This is a genomic window from Paraburkholderia yinzeri, assembly GCF_046581065.1.
Lineage (GTDB): Bacteria > Pseudomonadota > Gammaproteobacteria > Burkholderiales > Burkholderiaceae > Paraburkholderia.
The window spans coordinates 166781-187519 of sequence record NZ_JBFOCJ010000002.1 but is presented as its reverse complement, the minus strand read 5'-3'; the positions used below and the strand labels follow the sequence as shown (position 1 = coordinate 187519).

18 protein-coding genes are annotated in these 20739 nt (G+C 62.3%); 8 read left to right on the top strand and 10 right to left on the bottom strand.

The features are described from left to right. Window positions 1–14: 14 nt before the first annotated feature. Together WJ542_RS17955 and WJ542_RS17950 are read right to left on the bottom strand one after the other, a co-directional pair. The gene (locus WJ542_RS17955; protein WP_411190761.1) at window positions 15–1787 is read right to left on the bottom strand and encodes a solute symporter family protein; all 1773 of its coding nucleotides are present in this window, start codon (window positions 1785–1787) and stop codon (window positions 15–17) included. Then, window positions 1784–2116: a DUF485 domain-containing protein gene (locus WJ542_RS17950; RefSeq protein WP_411190760.1), complete on the bottom strand. Its 333-nt coding sequence runs from the start codon at window positions 2114–2116 to the stop codon at window positions 1784–1786. Before WJ542_RS17950 ends, WJ542_RS17955 begins: the two co-directional genes overlap by 4 nt. Window positions 2117–2280: 164 nt before the next feature. On the opposite strand from WJ542_RS17950, the gene WJ542_RS17945 reads away from it, so the two are divergent. Further along, the gene (locus tag WJ542_RS17945) at window positions 2281–3183 is read left to right on the top strand and encodes a LysR family transcriptional regulator (protein WP_411190759.1); all 903 of its coding nucleotides are present in this window, start codon (window positions 2281–2283) and stop codon (window positions 3181–3183) included. A gap of 15 nt (window positions 3184–3198) precedes the next feature. Here WJ542_RS17945 and WJ542_RS17940 read toward each other — a convergent pair whose 3' ends face one another. Next, on the bottom strand, window positions 3199–4017 hold the full coding sequence (locus WJ542_RS17940; protein ID WP_411190758.1) for an AraC family transcriptional regulator: 819 nt from the start codon (window positions 4015–4017) through the stop codon (window positions 3199–3201). Between the two features lie 72 nt (window positions 4018–4089). Between WJ542_RS17940 and WJ542_RS17935 the strand changes: the two genes are divergently transcribed. Next, window positions 4090–5292 carry an MFS transporter gene (locus tag WJ542_RS17935; RefSeq protein WP_411190757.1) on the top strand — a complete coding sequence of 401 codons (1203 nt, stop codon included), beginning with the start codon at window positions 4090–4092 and terminating at the stop codon, window positions 5290–5292. A gap of 177 nt (window positions 5293–5469) precedes the next feature. Here WJ542_RS17935 and WJ542_RS17930 read toward each other — a convergent pair whose 3' ends face one another. Then, complete coding sequence (locus tag WJ542_RS17930) at window positions 5470–6915, bottom strand: alpha/beta fold hydrolase (protein ID WP_411190756.1); 1446 nt, start codon at window positions 6913–6915, stop codon at window positions 5470–5472. Between the two features lie 162 nt (window positions 6916–7077). Here WJ542_RS17930 and WJ542_RS17925 point away from each other — a divergent pair, with 162 nt between their 5' ends. Beyond that, window positions 7078–7644, top strand: coding sequence for a TetR/AcrR family transcriptional regulator (locus WJ542_RS17925; RefSeq protein WP_411190755.1), 567 nt, complete (start codon window positions 7078–7080; stop codon window positions 7642–7644). Between the two features lie 275 nt (window positions 7645–7919). Here WJ542_RS17925 and WJ542_RS17920 read toward each other — a convergent pair whose 3' ends face one another. Together WJ542_RS17920 and WJ542_RS17915 are read right to left on the bottom strand one after the other, a co-directional pair. Further along, window positions 7920–8540, bottom strand: a complete 621-nt coding sequence (locus WJ542_RS17920) for an FMN-dependent NADH-azoreductase (protein WP_411190754.1) — start codon at window positions 8538–8540, stop codon at window positions 7920–7922. 141 nt (window positions 8541–8681) lie between these two features. After that, complete coding sequence (locus WJ542_RS17915; RefSeq protein WP_411190753.1) at window positions 8682–9194, bottom strand: winged helix-turn-helix transcriptional regulator; 513 nt, start codon at window positions 9192–9194, stop codon at window positions 8682–8684. A 247-nt stretch (window positions 9195–9441) separates the two neighbouring features. Here WJ542_RS17915 and WJ542_RS17910 point away from each other — a divergent pair, with 247 nt between their 5' ends. From WJ542_RS17910 to WJ542_RS17895, 4 genes are all read left to right on the top strand, one after another. Further along, complete coding sequence (locus tag WJ542_RS17910; RefSeq protein ID WP_411190752.1) at window positions 9442–10623, top strand: MFS transporter; 1182 nt, start codon at window positions 9442–9444, stop codon at window positions 10621–10623. 514 nt (window positions 10624–11137) lie between these two features. Next, a complete protein-coding gene (locus tag WJ542_RS17905; protein ID WP_411190751.1) occupies window positions 11138–11866 on the top strand; it encodes a PadR family transcriptional regulator in 729 nt (242 codons plus the stop codon). A 46-nt stretch (window positions 11867–11912) separates the two neighbouring features. Then, window positions 11913–12722 carry a siderophore-interacting protein gene (locus WJ542_RS17900; protein WP_411190750.1) on the top strand — a complete coding sequence of 270 codons (810 nt, stop codon included), beginning with the start codon at window positions 11913–11915 and terminating at the stop codon, window positions 12720–12722. Window positions 12723–12778: 56 nt separating this feature from the next. Next, window positions 12779–14050 (top strand): MFS transporter, encoded by a 1272-nt coding sequence (locus tag WJ542_RS17895; protein WP_411190749.1) that lies wholly within the window; start codon window positions 12779–12781, stop codon window positions 14048–14050. 64 nt (window positions 14051–14114) lie between these two features. Here WJ542_RS17895 and WJ542_RS17890 read toward each other — a convergent pair whose 3' ends face one another. Further along, entirely contained in the window at window positions 14115–15506 is a 1392-nt protein-coding gene (locus WJ542_RS17890; protein ID WP_411190748.1) for a tetratricopeptide repeat protein, read from the bottom strand. 361 nt (window positions 15507–15867) lie between these two features. Here WJ542_RS17890 and WJ542_RS17885 point away from each other — a divergent pair, with 361 nt between their 5' ends. After that, window positions 15868–17409, top strand: coding sequence for a methyl-accepting chemotaxis protein (locus tag WJ542_RS17885; protein ID WP_411190747.1), 1542 nt, complete (start codon window positions 15868–15870; stop codon window positions 17407–17409). 37 nt (window positions 17410–17446) lie between these two features. Here WJ542_RS17885 and WJ542_RS17880 read toward each other — a convergent pair whose 3' ends face one another. From WJ542_RS17880 to WJ542_RS17870, 3 genes are read right to left on the bottom strand one after another with little or no spacing between them, the layout of a single operon-like run. After that, window positions 17447–18571, bottom strand: coding sequence for a 3-deoxy-7-phosphoheptulonate synthase (locus tag WJ542_RS17880; RefSeq protein ID WP_411190746.1), 1125 nt, complete (start codon window positions 18569–18571; stop codon window positions 17447–17449). 56 nt (window positions 18572–18627) lie between these two features. Further along, on the bottom strand, window positions 18628–19632 hold the full coding sequence (locus WJ542_RS17875) for a sterol desaturase family protein (RefSeq protein ID WP_411190745.1): 1005 nt from the start codon (window positions 19630–19632) through the stop codon (window positions 18628–18630). Between the two features lie 35 nt (window positions 19633–19667). Beyond that, window positions 19668–20636, bottom strand: a complete 969-nt coding sequence (locus tag WJ542_RS17870; RefSeq protein WP_411192480.1) for a YncE family protein — start codon at window positions 20634–20636, stop codon at window positions 19668–19670. Between the last annotated feature and the right edge of the window lie 103 nt (window positions 20637–20739).

Below are 20739 nucleotides of genomic sequence, written 5' to 3'. Positions count from 1 at the left end.
TATGCAAATTCAATCTAGTGATCAGTGGCGGGCACGGCTTGCCACGCCGTCTCTCGACGGACCACGAGCTCTGCCCACCGCGACGCAGCGAGCGGATCGCGGGTGATCAATGAGACCAGGATAACGAGCAAAAAGCCGACAGGGATCGAGATGACGCCTGGATTACGCAATCCGATCAACGGTTTGCGCAGGCCGACAAAACTCGTCGCGTCGGGCGCGATACCGCGCGCTGTCGCCTCCGCGGCCGCCTGCTCCACAAGCAACGTATCGCGCTGCGCGACGTCGTGCACGGAGGAAAGATGCAGCGCGATGGCTTCGGCACGCTGTTGCGCACCTTCGCGCACGAGAGCCGGATAGTTCATATTCGGAGAAATCAGCACGAGCGCCACGGCAACGATCGTGCCGCCGACAATACCGACGATCACGCCTTGTGTCGTGCAACGTTTCCAGTACAAGGTGAGCACGAGCGCCGGCAAATTTGCCGATGCCGCAACCGCATAACCCAATCCAACCAACTGGGCCACGTTCTGCCCGCGCTCGAGAATGCTCACGGCAATGGCCACCACGCCGACGAACAGCGTTGCGATGCGAGCTGCTGTGACCTGCTGCCGCTCGCTTGCCTCGCCGTTGCGCCACGCACCAACATAGACGTCGTGGGCCAGTGACGACGCAGCGGCAAGCGTGAGCCCGGCAACCACGGCAACAATGGTCGCGAAGGCAACTGCCGCAACAAATGCGAGCATCAGGTCGCCGCCCACGCTGGTGGCTCCCCCCGCCAGCGCCTGCGCCAACAACGGCGCAGCGAGGTTGCCGCCTTTATCGAACGCAACGATGCGCGGCGCGCCGACATACCACGCGGCGGCAAGACCGATGACCACGATGAACAGATGGCAGGCGCCGATGCTGAGCATGGCCCACAACACCGAATGACGCGCCGCCTTTGCATCTTTGACGGTGAAAAACCGCATCATGATATGCGGCATCGCAGCCGTGCCCAGCACAAGGGCAAGACCGAGCGAAAAGAGTTCGAGCGGCTTATCCAGATACAGGCCCGGCTCCATGAAGCGCCAGCCGAGAGCTTGCCCGGAGAGCCCGGCAGCAGCGGAAAAGCTGGCGACATGCGCTTGTATGAGCGGACTGTCCACGATCGCCTGCATGAACGCCGGCGCCCTGAAGCCAAACGGCATCCAGGCAAGCACGACCAGGATGAATGAAGCGCCGATCAACAAGATAGCCTTGATCACCTGAACCCAGGTTGTTGCGCGCATGCCGCCGCAGGCCACGTAGATCAGCATGAGGACGCCTACGCCGAGCACGGACACGGTATAGTCGATGCCAACCAGCGCCCGCACAATCACGGCGCCGCCGACCACCTGCGGAATCATGTACGCCAGCGCGACGACGACGCTCGATAGTGCCGACACGGCTTTCGTCGATCGGAAACCGTTACGCATCACGAGCACGTCGCCGATCGTGTAGCGTCCAAGATTGCGGCAGGGTTCCGCGATGAATAGCAGTACGGGAATAAAGGCTGCGAAGAATCCGACCAGATAGATAATGCCGTCGAAACCGTAAAGCGCGATCAGCCCCGAAGCCCCAAGGAAAGCGGCGGCCGAGAGATAGTCGCCAGCGATGGCAAGACCGTTCCGCGCAGGACTGATCGCACCGCCGGCAGTATAGAAGTCACCGGCTGTGCGATTTCGCCGCGAGGCGTAATAGGTGATGAGGAGTGTTGAAGCAATCACTAGCGCAAAAACAAGGAAGGTCAACCCGCGATGCTGGATCACGCTATCTCCCCCACCGGCGAAGCCTGCTGCCTGTCCTGTGTGAATAGTTGCGCTTCGTGATCGAGCGAAGCGGTACGCCTCAGAAACACCCACGCGATCAGGCCACCGAATGGATATTGCGAGATGGCGAACAGTGTGCCGAGATTGAGACCGTCTGTGATACGGATGCGAAACCAGCCAGGTGCTCCGGCGATCAGAACGGGAATCGCGAAGTAGTAAACAGCAGCCAATATTCCCAGCGTGAGAACGATATTTCGACGGCGGCGAGCGAGCTTCTGGAAGCGCTGACTGGCCAGGACAGCCTGCCAGTCAATATCGGAGTTCGGCATGCAATTTCTCCAGGTGAACGGGATTGGCCGCGCTGCAGCATGCTGACGCGAAGGTGAAGGCAGTTTAAAGATCGCCTGGCAAACCCAAAATCAGAAAACAATCACTAGCGTGTGCAAATATGCACAGCGAAGATAGAGGCTGACCAAAGACACGGGAAACACCCATGAACATCAACAAGCTGATCTGGGACGACCTCCGGGTATTTCTCGCGGTTGCGCGCCACGGCAATTTATCGCGTGCCGGGCGCAGTCTCGGAATGGATCACGCCACCGTCGGCCGACGCATCTCGGCACTGGAGTTCGCGCTGGAGACACCTGTGTTCGAGCGGGATCGGCAAGGTTGCCGCCTCAATGCACAAGGACGCGAGATGCTGGTGCATGTCGAAGCGGTCGAGGCCAGTCTGCTCACCCTGGCCGACACGCTGGAGAACGGTGCGCCCGGCCTCGCCGGTCACGTCCGCATCGCCACAATGGAAGGCATCGCCTCGCTTTATCTGAGCGAACAGCTAACCCGTTTCCGGCAGACGCATCCTGGTATCGTCATCGAACTCATCACTTCGTCGCATGACGTGCGAATCTCTCAACGCGAAGCGGACATCTTCCTCGGCTTTTTCGAGCCCCGCGGCGCTAATGTGGAAACGCGCCGCATCGGGCGCTTTCCGCTTCATCTATATGCCAGTGCCGAATATCTGGAGCGTCATGGCACGCCTCGTTCGCCCGATGAACTGCACAAACACATGTTCGTGGGCTATATCGACGACCTCATCCAGCTCGATGCCGTGCGCTGGCTCGATGAGACAATTGATCATCCTGAAATCAACTTCTATTCCAGCAGTATGCTTGCCCAGATGTTCGCTGCCGCAGCGGGCGCTGGCATCGTCATGTTGCCGGCATTTGCGCGGGCGGAGCGCTTCGGACTCGTTGGTGTGCTTCAGCAAGATATTCACGTGCATCGTGACGTGTGGATCAGCACCAATCAGTATTTGCACCGCGTGCCACGTATCAAGGCCGTTCTCGCTTATCTTGGCGAGATCTTCGCCGTTGACTTTCCGGCGCAAGGCACCTGATCCGACGGCGGCACATCACGGCCGCTCCTGCAGATAATCGGTGGGCGCCTGCCCCATGACCTGACGAAACATGGCGCTGAACGCACTCGGGCTGGCATATCCCAGTTCTTCGGCTATCTGGAATACCGGGTCGCCATGCGCAAGCCGGCTGAGTGCCTCGGCGAGGCGTACCTGCTGAACCCACTGCCGGAACGTCAGGCCCGTCTCCCGGATGAAAAGCCGTATCAGTGTGCGCGCGCTTGCGCCCACGCGCTCGGACCAGTAATCGATAGTCATGGGCGTATGCGGCGCATCGAGGATGGACTCACAGATCGATAACAGCCTGCGGTCACGCGGCCACGGAATATGGACGGCCAGAGAAGGAGCGATATCTAGTTCGCTCAGAATCAGGTCGACGATATGAAGGTTTCTATCGGTCAGTGCATATTCGACAGGTTCGGCGAGCAGGGCAAGAATCAGCTCCCGCAACAAAGGACGGATTTCCAGCGTCCGGCATGTGTTGCCGAAGCGCCGGGAGACGGCCGGTTCGATGTACACGGTCCGGATCAACGTGGGACTCAGCATCAACTGGTCGTGGACGACATGCGCCGGAATCCATAAGCCCCTTTGTGGAGGCAACAGCCATATGCCGTTTTCTGTAGCCGCCCGCATCAACCCGGAGGTTGCATAAAGCAACTGTCCGCGCGGATGACTGTGCGCGGGAATGTAGCCGCCCGTCGCTTCATTACGAGCCATTCCGGTTATGACGCGCGGCACGGATTGATAAGCGCCGGGATCAAGGCTTTTCTCTTCCCGCTGGGACTTGTCACTTCCGCGACGAATCTTGTCACGCATCGTCATTTCGCTCCGTGCTCGAAAAAAATAACATCTCGCAACATCATCCCATCTTGACGGACAGGTTTCCCAATGAATACCCGCACGCGAACCGACGAAAGACCAGCCACCTCCCTGCTCGCCCCGATTGTGCTGCTGCTCATCGTATCGCTGGCACTTCGACCGGGGATCGTATCGATCGGTCCCATTCTCCTGTCGATACGGCAACACTTCAGACTGACCTACTCCGAAGCCGCGTTGTTGACGTCCATTCCTGATGTATGCATGGGGCTATTCGTCCTGTGCGTGCCGGCCCTCAGCCGCAGGCTGGGCATTGAGCGCACCATCGCGCTGTCATTGCTACTTCTTGGTCTTGCCATTTTTTTTCGTGCGCTTGCGACTTCCGCACCCGTGCTGCTGTTCTGGACCGCGCTGGTCGGTATCGGCATCGCAGTTGCCGGTGCGCTGATCGGTGGTTGGATCAAGGAACACTTCGCTGATCAGGCGTCGCTGTTCATGGGCATCTATGCCGGTGGACTCAGCATCGGCGCGACAATCGCAGCCGTCGGCACCGGCTATATTGCCGCGCTCTTCAAGAACTGGCGATATGGCGCAGGCATGTGGTGCGTTATTGCCGTAACCGCACTCGCCAGTTGGAGCTATCTCGCGCGCCATATGCGTCGTCAAACTGCCCATCCCGCCGATCAAAAAGCTCGGGCAGAGATCGCACTGCCGTGGCACGAAGGCCGCGCCTGGCTGCTTGCAGTCTTTTTCGGATTGAGTCAGTTTGTTGCGTACGCATGCCTTGCATGGCTTGCGCCCTGGAATAATGAAGAGCATATGAGCGACATCCCCGGTGGGTTGATGCTCAGCGTATTCACGCTTTTTCTCGCAGCCGGCAGCTTTGCAGCAGGAGGATTTGCCGGGAAGTCCGGAGACCGCCGCCTCTGGCTCCTTTTGGGAACAATTATCTCGGCTGTGGGTTTCCTCGGACTGGCATTCCTCCCCTCTACGTGGCCAACTCTGTTCGTTGTCGCAATTGCATTCGGCCAGGGCGTATGCTTCGCGATGGGGATGATGCTGCCGCTCGACAACGCCGCCAAAGCCAGCGACGGCCACGCATGGACGATGTTTGTCCTGTGCATCGGCTACATGATCGCAGCGCTTGGGCCGCTCAGTTTCGGCTTTCTGCGTGACTGGCGCGGGGAGTTCTCCGATTCGTGGCTCCTGCTTCTGGCAATCAGCCTCGCTATGCTTGCGATGATTCCCTCCCTCAAACGCAAAACGATCAAATGACACAAGCGTCGTGAGACATCGTCTCCGGAGCAGACCGGTCGCTACCCTCTTTGACATCTCGGCATATTGCGCTCGCGACCGGTCGCCTGCTCAATTCGCCTGCAACTGCGCGTCAATCGCATCGCAATTGCATCGCCAGTGACGACCGGGTCGCGCATGCGCAAAACCTGGCCTGCTTCAGGCAGCGGAGCCGGATGCGGGCAGAAACGCCGAGTCGATCTCGGGTCGTGCGAGATGGGCGAGCGTATTGGCGAAGGTCTTGCTCGCCACGGCCAGCACAATCGCTACCACGGCCCGGCGATCGAAGCCTTCAGCAGTCAGTGCATTAACATCGCTATCCGAGACCTGAGTCCGTTTCGACGCAACGGCGGTCGCGAACCTGCGCACGGCTTCGAGTTGAGCGTCTGCGAGCGGCCCGCCCACTCGCAGAGCTTCGACGACGTCCGCCGGTGCGCCCAGCTTGCCGGCAAGCGTTGCGTGGACTGCGATACCGTACTCGGCGGCATTGGCATGACTCGCGGCGACCAGCGCGACCTGCTGGGCAACCGGGCTCAAGGATGTCGCCTGGAGCGCCTGGAGCGTCGCAAGATAGGCGCCGAGCGCCGACGGCTCAGCCGCAAGCGCATAGCCGAGGTTCGGCACAAAGCCGAACACGCCGCGCATCGCATCAAGAAGCGGTTGTGCCTGCTCCGGCACTGCGGCCTCGTTCAACTCGCCGAAAAGCGCTCGCCCCTGTGCCTTGTCCAACGTCCTTGCAAGGAACGCGCGGATAATGCCCGCGATCTCGTCAAGGTGCGTCTCGAGCGGGAAGTGGCCAGCGTCGACAAAGTGGATTTCCGCATCCGGAATGTCGCGACGAAATGCTTCGGCGCCGGGGGGGACGAAGAATGGATCGTTCTTCCCCCACACCGCTAGCGTCGGCGGACGATGGGTACGGAAATATTCGTGGAAGCGCGGATAAGCCACCACGTTGCTCTTGTAGTCACCGAACAGATCGAGCTGGATATCGTCGTTGCCAGTCCGTTCGAGAAAATGCTGATCGAGCGTGTAGCTTTCCGGCGCAATCAATGCGACATCCTTCTCGCCATGCGTGTACTGGAACTGCGTTGTTTCCGCCTTCAGAAAGGCCCGCAAATTGTTGCGATTTTCCTCAGTGGGTTCCTGCCAGTATGCCCGGATCGGGTTCCATCCTTCACTCAGACCCTCTTCGTACGCGTTACCGTTCTGGGTAATCAACGCGGTAACCCGTCCCGGTTGTGACACCGCCAGACGAAAGCCCACCGGGGCGCCGTAGTCGAACACGTAGAGCGCATACCGGCTCAAACCGATAGTCTGAGTGAATTGCTCGATTACCTCCGCCAGGTGATCAAACGTGTAACCAAACTGGGCCGCCTCTGGCGCATCGGAAAAACCGAAACCAGGGAGATCCGGTGCGATTACACGGTACTTGTCCGCCAGCCGGCCGATCAAACCGCGATATTGATGACTCGAGGTCGGAAAGCCATGCAGGAGCAGGACCGCGGGCGCATCCTGCGGACCCGCCTCGCGATAAAAAAGATTGAGGGCCGAACCTGAACGCGGGTCAGCAACAGAAACCGTGCGATAGCTGGAAAACGTCGACATGCTGAAATCTCCTGAGTAGAAAGAATGCTCGGCCTGCCCAAATTGAACCGAACGATCGGTACAGTACAAACGAAATCTGTATTAGTCAAGTATTGATTTACCAGATCCAATGCCGTAGTCTATTGACCTGTACCGAATGATCGGTTTTCCTGGAAATTCAGCATGCCGGCTATCCCCACGTCGAAGGACGAAATCGTTGACCGATTGTTCACGGTGTTTCGCGACCAAGGTTTTGACGGCACCTCGATTTCGGATCTGTCGCGAGCAACCGGGTTGGGGAAATCCAGCCTCTACCATCATTTCCCGGATGGCAAAGAGCAGATGGCCGAGGCGGTACTCGATCGAGCGAAAATCCTGATTGATCGCGAGCTGCTCGATGCAGCGTGTAGCCCCAGTCCTCTGAAGCCTCGCGTCCGCAAGATAGTGGCGGCGCTTGACCATATGTATGCCGGGGGCCGGGCTTCCTGCGTTCTCGGACAGATGACCACTTCTGCAATCGGCCCCGAAGCTCGGCGCGGCTTGCAGGATGCGTTCACGCATTGGATCGAGGCAATCGAGAAGTTGGCGGCCGACAGTGGCCTGTCGGCATCGCGTGCGCGACATTTTGCGGAGGACTGGGTGGCGCGCCTCCAGGGCGCCTTGATTATTCAGGCAGCAAGCGGCAATACCGGACCCTATAAGCGAACGCTCCAGGCCTTGCTGGATCTTGCGAAAGACGACACCGTCTAGAGCGACCTGCAGGCGTCGCCCCCCTGGGCCGTTCAACGATGCAATAGCCGTATTCCAACGACTGCGAACTGCCACCCAGACAGTGCCCGGCTGAGTCTCGCCGCTGAGTGACAGTTTCATCATACAACTCCCTAACCGTTGTACCGGAAGCATGGCTCTGGCAATCCCGTGAGCACGGGCATACTCACGGGCACAGGTACTCATACAACGACGCGACGGACATGCACCGCCAACCTGACTCGGTCGATGCACGCCCGCTTTGACTCCCCCGGGGCTCAGCGCCGTGCAGCCTCTTTCGCCGCCTCCTGAGCACTTGCCAGTCCGGCCGCCGCGTCGGCGGTCAGGATGTTCGGCTGGTAGCGAACACTGGCAATGTCGTCGATCCCGATGAACTGAAGCCAGTCATCGAAATAGGCTGAGTGGAAGTCACTGCCAAAGCCCTTCGCGGCCCCGGGTCCATAAACACCGCTCGTGTAAATGGCCGTCGCACGCTTGTTTTTGAGCAACCCGCTGTAGCCCGTAGCCGGATCAAACCCGAACAGCAATCCCGGCTGGGTGATAATGTCGATATAGAGCTTCAGGCGATACGGAATGCCGCTATTCCACATCGGCACCGTGAACAGGAAATCGTCCGCGCTAGCAAAATGATTGGTGATCCTGGCAATCTCGTCCCAGGCACTTTGCTGTGCGCCATTCATCTCGGGGTCGCCGAAGAAGCTCATCTTCGCAGCAGCACGATCGCCGTCGAACTCAGGCAGTGAAGCCTGCCACAGGTCCAACTCCTCGATCTCTGCGTTCGGATGCCTGGCGCGATAAGTCTCGATAAAGGCCGCCGCGACTTGAGCACTGCGCGAGCGATCACCACGGGGCGATCCTTTTACATAAAGCAGTTTCATAATTTCACTTCTCCTGGAAAGATTGCGATTTCGCCTACAGCTACCGCTCCTACTTTTGCCTATACGTCATCCGTTACGACTGATGGCTTGTTTGATGCCTTGCATCCGTAACGAGCGTCGTGAACGCATGGTCAGTGCATTTCATTTCGATTCCACTTCGAGGATCCTGGCGTTGCGGGTTTCGATCACAAGCTGTGTCGCAGCGGTCACGCCAGGGCCCGGCTCAAAACGAATCTCCTTGAACGACAATGGAGTTCCGTTGATTTCACGGACCTGGATTCGCTCAACTGACTGCCCGCTCATGGCGCTGACCAGAACAACGGGCGCCTTGCCTTCCAGCGACGCCCAACGGTCTCCCCATTGCATGAGCGAGACAAGGACGGGATAAAGCTCCTCGCCCTTCGTGGTCAAACGATATCCCTGTGTATTCGCCCGCTCTTCGAGCGGATAGCGTTCGAGTATCCCGCGTTCGGTCAGGCGTTCCAGACGCATGGTCAGGATGTTCCGCGCAATGCCTAGCTGCTTGTGAAACTCATCAAAGCGCTTCGTACCGTGCGTACATTCGCGGACGATCAACAACGTCCACCCATCCCCTACCTGCTCCAGTGCTCGAGCGATTGAGCAATTCGCCAGTGCGCTTTCCTTGCGATACACCCGCCACCTCTTCGATTGAACATCACATCAAGCCAAGGTCGAATCCACCCGTCGTAGCTGAAACCGGACAGATCCCTACTTCACCTTACTTCTTCGACATGGCCAATTTGTACCATAAGTTTTATCATGCAACTTTCTCAGTTTTCGATGAAGTATTCGCCAGTTTCCGTCCATAGCGCATCTCCCGACGTCTTTCTATAGTTGCATCACGAAACTTTTGACAGACCACCTTTTCAGGGAAATCGCCATGGATCGACGTCTTTTAACCCTTGCCCTCGGCATGTTTGCGTTGGGGACGGATAGCTTCGTCTTCGGTGGCATCCTGCCTCAGCTCGCTCGCTCATTTCACGTGGGCATAGGCGCTGTCGGGCAAATGATTACCGTGTACGCGCTTACATTTGCGTTGCTCGCACCGACCATCGCTGCGCTTGCGGCCGGCATCGCCCGCAAACGCCTGCTGCTCGCCGGGATGGGAATCTTCGTGGTGGCCAATCTCGGGACAGTCGTGGCACCCAGCCTCGCGATCGCGCTTGCCACCCGTGCACTGGCCGGCCTCGGCGCTGCCATGTTCTCGCCAACCGCGAGCGGCACGAGCACGTTACTGGTACCGCCGGAGCGCCGAGGTTTCGCGCTTTCCATCGTCGTCGCGGGCCTGTCCACGGCGACCGCTCTAGGGACTCCGATTGGTGCGGTCATCGGCGGCCTGGTCGATTGGCGCTGGACGCTGGCGTTCGTCGCCGGCCTGGGTGCAATTGGCTTCATCGGCATCTGGACCCTCCTGCCCGAAGTTCCGCTCCCGCCGGCCATCTCATTGCGCAAGCGCCTCTCTCCGCTCACGGACGCCCGTGTCGGTCTGACGCTCGCAACGACAGTGCTGGCGCAAATCGGCACCTTCGTCATCTACAACTACTTCTCGGTTGTGTTCGATCGCGCCACCGGCGGCAACGCAACGCTGCTCGGGATGTTGCTCGTGTTCTGGGGGCTCGCAGGAACGCTCACCAATCTGCTCACTGGCCGCATTCTCGACAGGATCGGTTCACGCAAGGTTGTTGTCGCGATGCTCATCATCGTCGGGACAGTGATTGTTACGATGCCGTTGTCCAGCACGCACCTGTGGAGCGCTTCCATCGCCATCGCTGTGTGGGGTGCGTGTGCCTGGGGCTTGCTCGTGCCGCAGCAGTTCCGCCTCGTTTCGCTTAATCCGCCCATGGCCCCGGTTCTGGTCGGCCTGAACACCTCGGCCACCTATGTGGGCGTCTCGATCGCTAGCGTGGTTGGTGCGGGTGCCATTCCGGTGATCGGCAGCCACAATCTCGGCTACCTCGCCAGCTCCGTCGTCGTACTGGCCCTGATCTTCTCGGAGCTTGCCAGCCATCGCATTGCATCTGTCGCGAATGCTGCTGTCGAGAAAAGAGCCGCGACCGCCTGACGACTGGAGAAACGAGCAACCCCGGCTACGTCAAGCTTGTGCGCACGGGTGCCGGCATAGCGGGTTGGCGACTGTTGCGGCGGTCTCAGGTTCGAACCGGGTAGCGAAAAACGAACCAATCCGGTCGATCCAGAGGCGGTCGTCCGCGGACAGGACCCGCCGTGCCGCCCGGGTTGTGGCGGTGCTCGATGCACCGCGCGACCGGATTGAAGTGGCCCCATGAGAGGCCCGATAACGCAAACTTACCGCGCCTCACAGAAACAGCGCGCGAACGCACGTCATTGCGACGCTCATCCGCACTATCCAATCCTTCTTTTAATAACCAGGAACGGGGCGGGAATTGTGCGCTGCACGCCGAAATTCGGCATTCCCGCAGACTTTTTTGTCTCTGAACGACGATTTCTGCCTTCCCGCAGACTTTAGTGTGCCCTCATACCTCAGAAATTCTCTTTGACAAACGCTCTTACGATATATATCTTAAGACATGTTTTAAGACACCTGAGAAGGAGGCACCATGCGTCACCACCACCATTTCGGCCGTCGCGGCCACGATTTTTCGCGTCACATCTCCCCCATTCACGCCTTCTGGCATGCCATGGGCCGCCATCGCCAGCACGGCGAAGGCCCCGGTGGCTGGGGTGACCGCTTCGGCGGTCCCTTCGGCGGCGGTTTCGGCGGCTTCGGAGACGGCGACGGTTTCGGCCGCGGCCGCAAGTTCACGTCCGAAGACCTGCAGCTCATGTTGCTCGTGTTGCTCGCCGAGCGTCCAAGCCACGGCTACGAACTCATCAAGGCGCTCGACGCGCGCTCGAACGGCTTCTATAGCCCCAGCCCCGGCATGGTCTACCCGGCCCTCACGTATCTGGAAGAACTCGGCTATGTGAACGTCACGCTCGAAGGCAATCGCAAGCAGTACTCATTGTCGCCCGAAGGCCGTACTTACCTCGACGCCAACCGTGAGCGTGCCGAGCTCATCCTCGCCAAGCTCACGCACTTCGGCCGCAAGATGGACGTGATGCGCCGCGCGTTCGCAGGCCAGGAGCCGGCCGACGAAACCGAAGGCGGCTGGGTGCGCGAACTGATCGAAGCACGCCATGCCCTCAAGCACGCCCTGGTGCGCCGCGCGGACGCCTCGCCCGAGGAGCAGCGCCGCATTGCTGCGATCCTCGTGCGCGCCACCCGGGAAATCGAAAACGGCGGCGAAAACGGCGACAGCGGCAACCACGAACCGGCCGGCGCCTGATCCGCCGCGTCAATCCCGCCAGCCCGTCTTCATCGGAGAGTCTTTCATGCAGAACCCCTCAACCCTCGAAGTTGTCCGCGTGCGTCATCCGCTGAAGTTCCGGCTGCTGCGCGTCGCGCGCGTCGTACCGCTCTCGCCCGCGCTCGTGCGCGTCACGCTCACGGGCGATCTCGGCGATTTCGTCTCGGCCTCGTTCGACGATCACGTGAAGGTGTTTTTCCCGCCCGCAGGCGCGGAAATACCCGTCCTGCCGACGCTCGGCCCCGACGGCCCGGTGTTTCCCGAAGGCGAAACCCGCGCTGCCATGCGCGATTACACGCCGCGCCGTTTCGACGCCGAGGCGGGCGAGCTCGACCTCGAGTTCGCCCTCCACGAAGCCGGCCCCGCCACGGCGTGGGCGGCCAACGCGCAGCCGGGGCAATACCTCGGCGTCGGCGGACCGCGCGGATCGATGGTGATCCCGACCGGCTTCGACTGGCATCTGCTGATCGGCGACGAAACCGCGTTGCCGGCTATCCAGCGGCGTCTCGCCGAACTGCCCGCGGGCGCGCGCGTCGCGGTGGTCGTGGAGGTCGAGAACCGGGCCGCCCGCATCGGGCTGCCGACCGAGACCGATCTCTATGCCATCTGGTGCTACCGCGACGAGTCGACGTCGGATAATCCGCTGCTCGAGGCCGTGGACCAGGTCTGGCTGCCGCCGGGCACCGGCTACGTCTGGGCAGCCGGCGAGGCGGCTGCGATCCGCGCCGTACGCACGCATCTCGTGAACGATCGCGGCGTGGACAAGAAGCGCATTCGCGCGTCGGCTTACTGGCGGCGCGGCGCGCCAGCGACCCACGAGACGATCGACGACTAATCCATGCTGCGCGGCTCACATGCCGCGCGGTCTTCTTTCAGAGCAAAACGAATCCAATGACAACCACGCTCAATCCCCTGCGCGAACGCACGCTGCTCTGGCTGCTCGCGCTGACCCAGTTCACCGTCATCATGGACTTCATGGTGATGATGCCGCTCGGCCCGCAAATCATGCATGCGTTCGCCATCACGCCGGCGCAGTTCGCGACGGCCGTATCGGCCTATTCGCTGTGCTCGGGGCTTTCGGGTCTCTTCGCGGCGACCTACATCGACCGCTTCGACCGGCGCCGTTTGCTGCAGGTGGCGTACGCGCTCTTCGCCGCGTCGAATCTCGCCTGCGCACTGGCCGGCAACTTCCATCTGCTGCTCGCGGCGCGCGCATTTGCCGGCCTCACGGGCGGCGTGCTGGGCTCGATCGTGATGGCAATCGTGAGCGACGTCATTCCGGTGGCACGCCGCGGCGCCGCCACGGGCGTCATCATGACGGCGTTCTCGATTGCGGCGATTGCCGGCGTACCCGCCGGCGTGCTGCTGGGCGCGCACTTCGGCTGGAGCGCCCCGTTCCTGCTGCTGGTAGTGCTTTCGGCAGGCATCTGGTTCGCCGGCGCGCGCATCGTGCCGCCGCTCACGGCGCACCTTGGCGAGCGCACCCCGCTCTCGCGCATCCTGCCGCAGCTCTGGAGCCTGCTCACGCTGCCGCGCCACCTCAAGGCGTTTGCGCTGACCTTCACGATGATGGTCGGCCACATGTTCGTGATTCCGTTCATCTCGCCCATGCTCGTCGCGAATCACGGCATCGCGCCGCAGCAGCTCTCGTGGCTCTACATGGCGGGCGGCGCGGCGACTTTCTTGACGTCCCGTGTGGTAGGACGGCTCGCGGATCGCTACGGCAAGCGCCAGATTTTCCGCATCATGGCCCTCGTCTCGCTCGCGCCGGTGCTGTTCATTACGCATCTACCCGTGCTGCCGTTCGTCGGCCTTGTCGCGTTCTTCGCGTTTTTCATGGTCGCGATGTCGGGACGTATGATCCCGATGCAAGCTCTGCTCACGACGATCCCCGAGCCGGCGCGGCGCGGCGCCTTCCTCAGCGCCAACAGTGCGGTGCAGGCGCTCGGGATGGGCATCGGCGCATGGGCCGGCGGCCTGCTGCTCGCGAACGGGCCGAACGGCACGATCACGGGCTATGGATACAACGGCTGGGTCGCCACGGTGCTGACGCTCGCCGCCGTTGCCTGGATCGCGCATGTGAAAGGCACCGGCCACGATACGCCAGCGCAAGGCGGCCCGGTGCGGACCGCGGCCGCGCCGGTTGCCGCCCAGTCGCGCTAGCACCGTGTCATCTTGAGGACACGCAAGACCTGGCCCCTGGCTGCGGCATGAATATGGGGAGGCGTTACTGGCGCTCGCGCTGGACCTGGCACGCTGCCACACGCCTCGCGAGCATGGCATGAAATGCGCGTTTGATCCGCTCCACCGCTTCCGTCTTGTACGGAAACTGCTGGTTGTTGCCGTGAACCAGCATGCTCGCATTCACCTCGAACACCACGATCGCACCGTCCCGCCCTAGCGAGCAGTCGATGCCGAAGTAGTCGAGGCCAATGGCATTGCGTATGGCCTGCAAGGCCTCGCGCTGCGCCGTGCCGAAAACACGCCACGGATCGTCGAGGAACGCCTGTTCCTCGGCCTGCATCCACGCGCTGTCCACCATGCCCGTCGTGACGTGGTGCACTTTCCATTTGTCGTCGATGGCGAGGTGGTACGGCAGAATCTCGTCGTCGACGAAAACGAAACGATATTTGCGGAAATAGCCGTCGGCGGACCGGTAGTTCACGAACGGCGTGAGGTAGTAGTTCCCGGCGACATGTTTCGCCAGAAACGCCTGCAACTGCGCGAGATCCTCGACCTTCTCGAATGCCTCGCCGCCGTGCGAGCCCGCCGGCCTCACGAGCAACGGAAACGACAGGGCCTCGCCGCCCCGCGCGGCCAGCGCCTGCAACGCCGCCGCCGGATAGAGGCGCGTCTGCGGAACCCGGCAGCCCGGCACGTGTTCGAGACGCCGCGCCACCGACTCGCGGCTCGTCTCTGCGATCAGTCGAGGCGGATTGACGACCGGACTTCCGATCGCCGCAATGAAAGCCTCCGCCGGTCCGAGCGACGCCAGACCGCGGTCGACATCGGAAACGAGATTGACGACCACGTCCGCGTAGCCGCGCAAACGGTCGTAATCGTAGTCCATGTCCGCCAGCACCGTGATGACGTTGCTTTCGAAGCGCGCGTTCGCCACCAGATATTCGATTGGCGTATTGCCGGCGCCGGGCGCGAAGACGAATAGCGCACGAAAATCCGGCGGAGCGACGGCGGCGGGGATGAGGATCAGCGGCCTGAGTTTCAACGCGCGGCGGTAGCTTGCCTCCGCGGCCTCGTCCATTCCCAGAGCCTGCTGCAGGTTGGCGACGAGGTGGGCCGTCGTGGCGTCGTCCGGCGCGTATTCGAGCGCGCGCTCGAAGTGCCGGAGCGAGCGCAGCCGGCGTCCCGCGCAGGCCTCGGCCAGACCCAACTGACGACAGACCGCGGCCGTGTCGCCTTCGCGGTTCAGGAGCGGCGTGAGACACGCGATGGCTTCGTTGAAACGGTCGAGCCGGATCAGGAGCTGGGCGAGGCCGTAGCAGGCCGCCCAATGATCGGGGTCGCCGGCAAGGACTTCGCGGTAATGGCCCTCGGCGAGATCGAGACGTCCCTCGCGATGATGCGAAGAGGCCAGTTCAAACAAGCGATCGACAGACATGATGGCAACGCGCGGCAACGTGACTTGAACAGGTCAACATAGCAGAGCCACGCGCCGCGAAGACCGTGACCCTGATGTGACAGCTTACGGCAGATTACCAGAGGCGCCGTGTGTAACACCACGTAACGCGAAGCCGCGAGCGCCGCCACCCGCGAACCCGGCTGTGTGACACAAGCGCGACTCGTTTCGGCACTACATTCATGATCGCCGTCCTTCGCGCGTTGCATGCAAGCCATGCACGCCCCTATTCCTCAGACTTGTTCTGGTCTACGAACGAGTGCGAAAGGACCCTTCAGAATTCCGCGCGAACGCCGATATAGCTATCGGCGTTCGCCCTCATTCTCTCCAGTATCTGCCCCCAATGAAGCTCAGTCGCAAGATCCCTCTCGCCTTCGGTGCCGCACTCACGTTGATGTCGGCGGGCGCGCTTTACGGCATCCACATGCTCAACGAAGCCATCGACACCTATCGCACCACCGTGCAGGATAGCGCCGCGAACGAGCGCATGGCGTCGGCCACGCTCGTCGCGTTCAAGCTGCAGGTGCAGGAATGGAAAGACACGCTCCTGCGCGGCAAGGATCCGCAGAAGCTCGACCGCTACTGGAGCGCGTTCCAGACACGCGAGAAAACCGTCGACGATCTGGCCGCGAAGCTCGAACAAACGCTTCCCGCCGGCGAGACCCGCGACCTCGTCGAGCAGTTCGCGCAAGCCCACGCGGCCATGGGCCAGGGCTATCGCAAAGGTTTCGAAGCATTCAAGGCCGCGGGCTTCGATCCGACTGCCGGCGACGCACAGGTGGCGGGCGTGGACCGCGCGCCTGCCGATCTGCTAGACCGCGCGGCGCAAAAAATCGCCGCCGACAACGCACAGGTGGCGGCGCAAGCCGCCGTCGACGCCGAGCGCGCCACGGAGATCAGCGCCGCGCTGATGATCGGCGTGTTCGTGCTTGCTCTCGCGGGCGGCGTCGCCTTCAGCCGGACGGTGACGCGGCCGCTCGGCCGTGCAGTGCGCTTTGCGCATGAAGTCGCGGCCGGCGACCTCTCGACGGATCTGCACGCGAGCGGCGACGACGAAACGGCCGAACTGCTCGCCACCCTCATGCAGATGCAGGCGAGCCTCGCGCACGTGGTGAGCGAAGTGCGCGGCAACGCGATGGGCGTCGCCTCCGCGAGCGCGCAGATCGCGGCCGGCAATCAGAACCTCTCGGCGCGCACCGAAGGTCAGGCGGCGTCGCTCGAAGAAACGGCCGCGAGCATGGAAGAACTCACGTCGATCGTGCGCATGAACGCCGAGAACGCGCAGCATGCCAGCGAGCTGGCCGGCACCGCGGCACAGACCGCCACGCGCGGCGGCGCCGTGATGCATGAAGTGGTCGAAACCATGCGGTCGATCGCCGAAAGTTCGGGCAAGGTAGGCGAAATCATCAGCCTGATCGACGGCATTGCGTTTCAAACCAATATCCTCGCGCTGAACGCCGCCGTGGAAGCCGCGCGCGCGGGGGAACAGGGCCGCGGCTTCGCGGTGGTGGCGGGCGAAGTCCGCACGCTCGCGCAACGCAGCGCCTCCGCGGCGCGCGAAATCAAGGACCTGATCGCCCAGTCGACGCAGCGCGTGGAAGCGGGCTCGTCGCTCGTTGCGGGCGCGGGTCAGATCATCGACGAGATCGTCGGTTCGGTGCACCGCGTGACGGCCATCGTCGGCGAGATTTCGACGGCCTCGCGCGAGCAGACGGCCGGCATCGAACAGGTAGGCATCGCGGTCACGCAGATGGACGAAGTCACGCAGCAGAACGCCGCGCTCGTGGAAGAGGCCACGGCGGCCGCTCACGCGCTTGCCGAGCAGGCTGGAGCGCTACGCGAAGCGGTTGCCACGTTCCGGCTGCGCGAGGGCATGGCGGGCTGACGCGAGCGAGCGGGCAAGCGAGCAGGCGCCCGCCCGATCAGCCGCGCCGCTGCCGCCGCGCGCGCACCGCGCCGGCCAGCGTCTCCAGCACCGGCTCGGTCTGCGCCCAGCTAATGCAGGCGTCGGTGATCGACACGCCGCGCTTGAGCGGCACGCCGGGCTTGAGATCCTGGCGCCCCTCTTCGAGGTGGCTTTCGATCATCACGCCCACGATGCGCGGCTCGCCATCGGCCAGTTGCGAGGCAATGTCCTGCGCAACGTCGATCTGGCGCTGATGCGCCTTGTTCGAATTCGCATGCGAGCAATCGATCATCACCTGCTCGCGCAGCCCCGCCTTCGCGAGGGCCTCGCAACACGCCGCCACCGAAGCGCGGTCATAGTTCGGCCCCGTCTTCCCGCCGCGCAGGATCACATGGCAGTCGTCGTTGCCGCGCGTTTCGAAGATCGCGGCCATGCCCATCTTGGTCATACCCATGAAAGCGTGGCTCGCGCGCGCGGCGACGATGGCGTCGGCGGCCACCTGCACGCCGCCGTCGGTGCCGTTCTTGAAGCCGATCGGACACGAGAGGCCCGAGGCGAGCTGCCGGTGGCTCTGGCTCTCGGTCGTGCGCGCGCCGATCGCGCCCCAGGCCACGAGGTCCGCGATGTATTGCGGGCTCAGCAGGTCGAGGAATTCGGTAGCGGTCGGGAGGCCGAGCGCATTGATGTCGAGCAGCAGTTGCCGCGCGGCGCGCAGGCCCTCGTTGATGCGGAAGCTCCCGTCGAGCCTCGGGTCGTTGATGTAGCCCTTCCAGCCCACCGTTGTGCGCGGCTTTTCGAAGTACACGCGCATCACCACGAGCAGATCGTCCTTCAGCGCATCGGCCTTTGCTTTGAGCCGCTTTGCGTAGTCGAGCGCCTGGTCGTGATCGTGGATCGAGCACGGCCCCACGACGATCACGAGGCGGTCGTCGCGATGCCGGAGCACCTCGGCGATCTGCGCGCGGCTCGTCTCCACGAGCGTCTGGGTCTGCGGCGGCACCGGCAGCTCGTCGAGCAGCAGCGCCGGCGAGATGAGCGGACGCACGGCGCCGATGCGCGTGTCGTCGATGCGGGTGGGGTCTTCGGTGGCGTCGGCGACGCCGACTTCCTGGTCGTGCTGCGGATTGTCGATGCGGCTCAAGATGCTCTCCTTGCGGGGTCTGGCAGGATTATCGCATCAAGGCCGCACCTCGGGCCTCAGGAGGCGGCCCCCATGGGATAGCGCTTGCTGCGCAGGCGTTGCACGATGCGCACGAGTCCCTTCCACTGCTGGGCCCACACACCGCCGCCGTAGTCGAGCCCCTGGCCTTGCGGCACCGGCAACTGGTCGCGGATGCCGGTAGGCTCGAGCTCCTTGTTCCACGAAGCCGTGCGGAACAGCACGTCCCACCACGGGAACACCACGCCGAAGTTGCAGCCGTAGCGCGTGCCTTCGTGACCGTAGCCCACCGCGTGATGGCGGCGATGAAAGGCCGGGCTCACGAGGAGGCGATCAAGTCCCCAGCCGAACGGCAGCCGCGCGTTGACGTGCTGCACGCTCTGCATGAAGTTGCCCACCGCGACGAGCACGACGTACTGCACCGGCTGCACGCCGATGAAGAGCGAGATGGCCGCGAAAAACGCCGCGTTGATGATGTCGTCGAGGAAGTGGTTGCGGTCGTCGCACCACAGCGACATCTGCTGCTGGCTGTGATGGACCGCATGCAGTTCCCACCAGACGCCGAAGCGATGCTGCCAGCGGTGATACCAGTACCCCGCGAAGTCGAGCACGATGAAGTAGATCAGGAACGACACGATCGGCTTGTCGGTGACGCCGGGCCACAGGCTGTCCACGTCGATGTTCGGAACGTCGTAGATCGCCATCAGGCTTTGCCAGTGATTGAACAGCGGCTGCAGCATGAAGAAGAACGCGATATTCAGAATGCCGAGCTTGGCGATCCACGTGTACCAGATGTCCGAACGCAGCGCCTTGCGGTCAGCCCAGGGCTCGATAGGACGCAGCGCCTCCAGCGGGCGCAGCAGCGCATAGGTCACGACGATTTCGAGCACGCCGATGATCACCCAGTAGAGCGCATCGTAGGTGTCCTCGTCGTAGCCCATCAGGCCGACCTTGTAGAAGATCGGCTGGACCACGTCCACATAAACCAGGGTCTGCAGCCACGATATGCCGTTGTCGAGCTGCGAGATCAGGGTGTCTATCATCAGTTCCCTCGAATCGGTGCCTTGAGGTTGCGCGCTCAGTCCGGATTGGGCGAATAAACCGGCGCGCGGTTCGCGAAGTAGATGCCATGCGGCGAACGGCCCACGGCGATCGTGTCGATCAGCTTGCGCGTCGTCAGGTCGATGATCCCCACGTGCTTCGCGAAGCGGAACGTCACCCACAGATACCGTTTGTCGGCAGAAAGTTCCATGTCGTCGGGACCGGGGCGCAGACCCGTGATGTCGGCGACCTTCGTGAGCGTCGTGTAATCGAGAATGCTGATCGTGCTTTCCACGCGATTCGTCACGGCCACGTGCTTGCCGTCGTCGAGATTGCGGAAGTTGTGCGCGCCGCGCCCGGTCTGGATCTTCTTCACGAGCGTACGGTTGTGCCAGTCCACCACGGCCACGTCGTCCTCGCCCGTCATGCCGACGAGCAGGTACTTGTCGCCGGGCGTCATCCACAGGCCCGCGGGCGTGTCGCCGACGTGCAGCTTCCAGAGCACGGTCTGCGTCGGCAAGTCGATGGCCGCGACTTCGCCGGTGTCCTGCAGCGTGACGAACACCGTCTTGTTGTCCGAGGCGAAAGTGATGTGGCTCGGCGTCTTCGCAAGCGGAATGCGCTTCACGAGCGTAACGTCCTGGCCGTTGTAGCTGTAGATGTCCACGCGGTCGAGGCGCAGGCCCGCCGTCACGAACCACTTGTGGTCGGGCGAGAAGCCAAGCTGGTACGGATCCTCGATACCCTCCACGCGGCGCTGGACCTTGCCCGTGTGCGGGTCGAGGAACATCAGGTCGTTCGAGACCGAATCGGCCACGATCAGCGACTTGCCGTCGGGCGTGATCATCAGGTGATGCGGTTCCTTGCCGGTAGGCTCGGTGCCGACCACGGTGCGGCTTGCTTCGTCGATGAGCGAAAGCTGTGCTTCGCCGGAGTCGAGCACGATGACTCTGTCGTTGGCACTGCTGTCGGCGTGGGCGAGCGAGCCCCATGCGAGGCCGCCCATCAGCAGTGCGGCCGCGCCGTGAGCTTTGAGGCGGGCTTTCGTAAAGGAAATGATCGGGAATTCAGGCATTTCGTAAGAGAAAGAGGCTGATGGAGGCGCACCG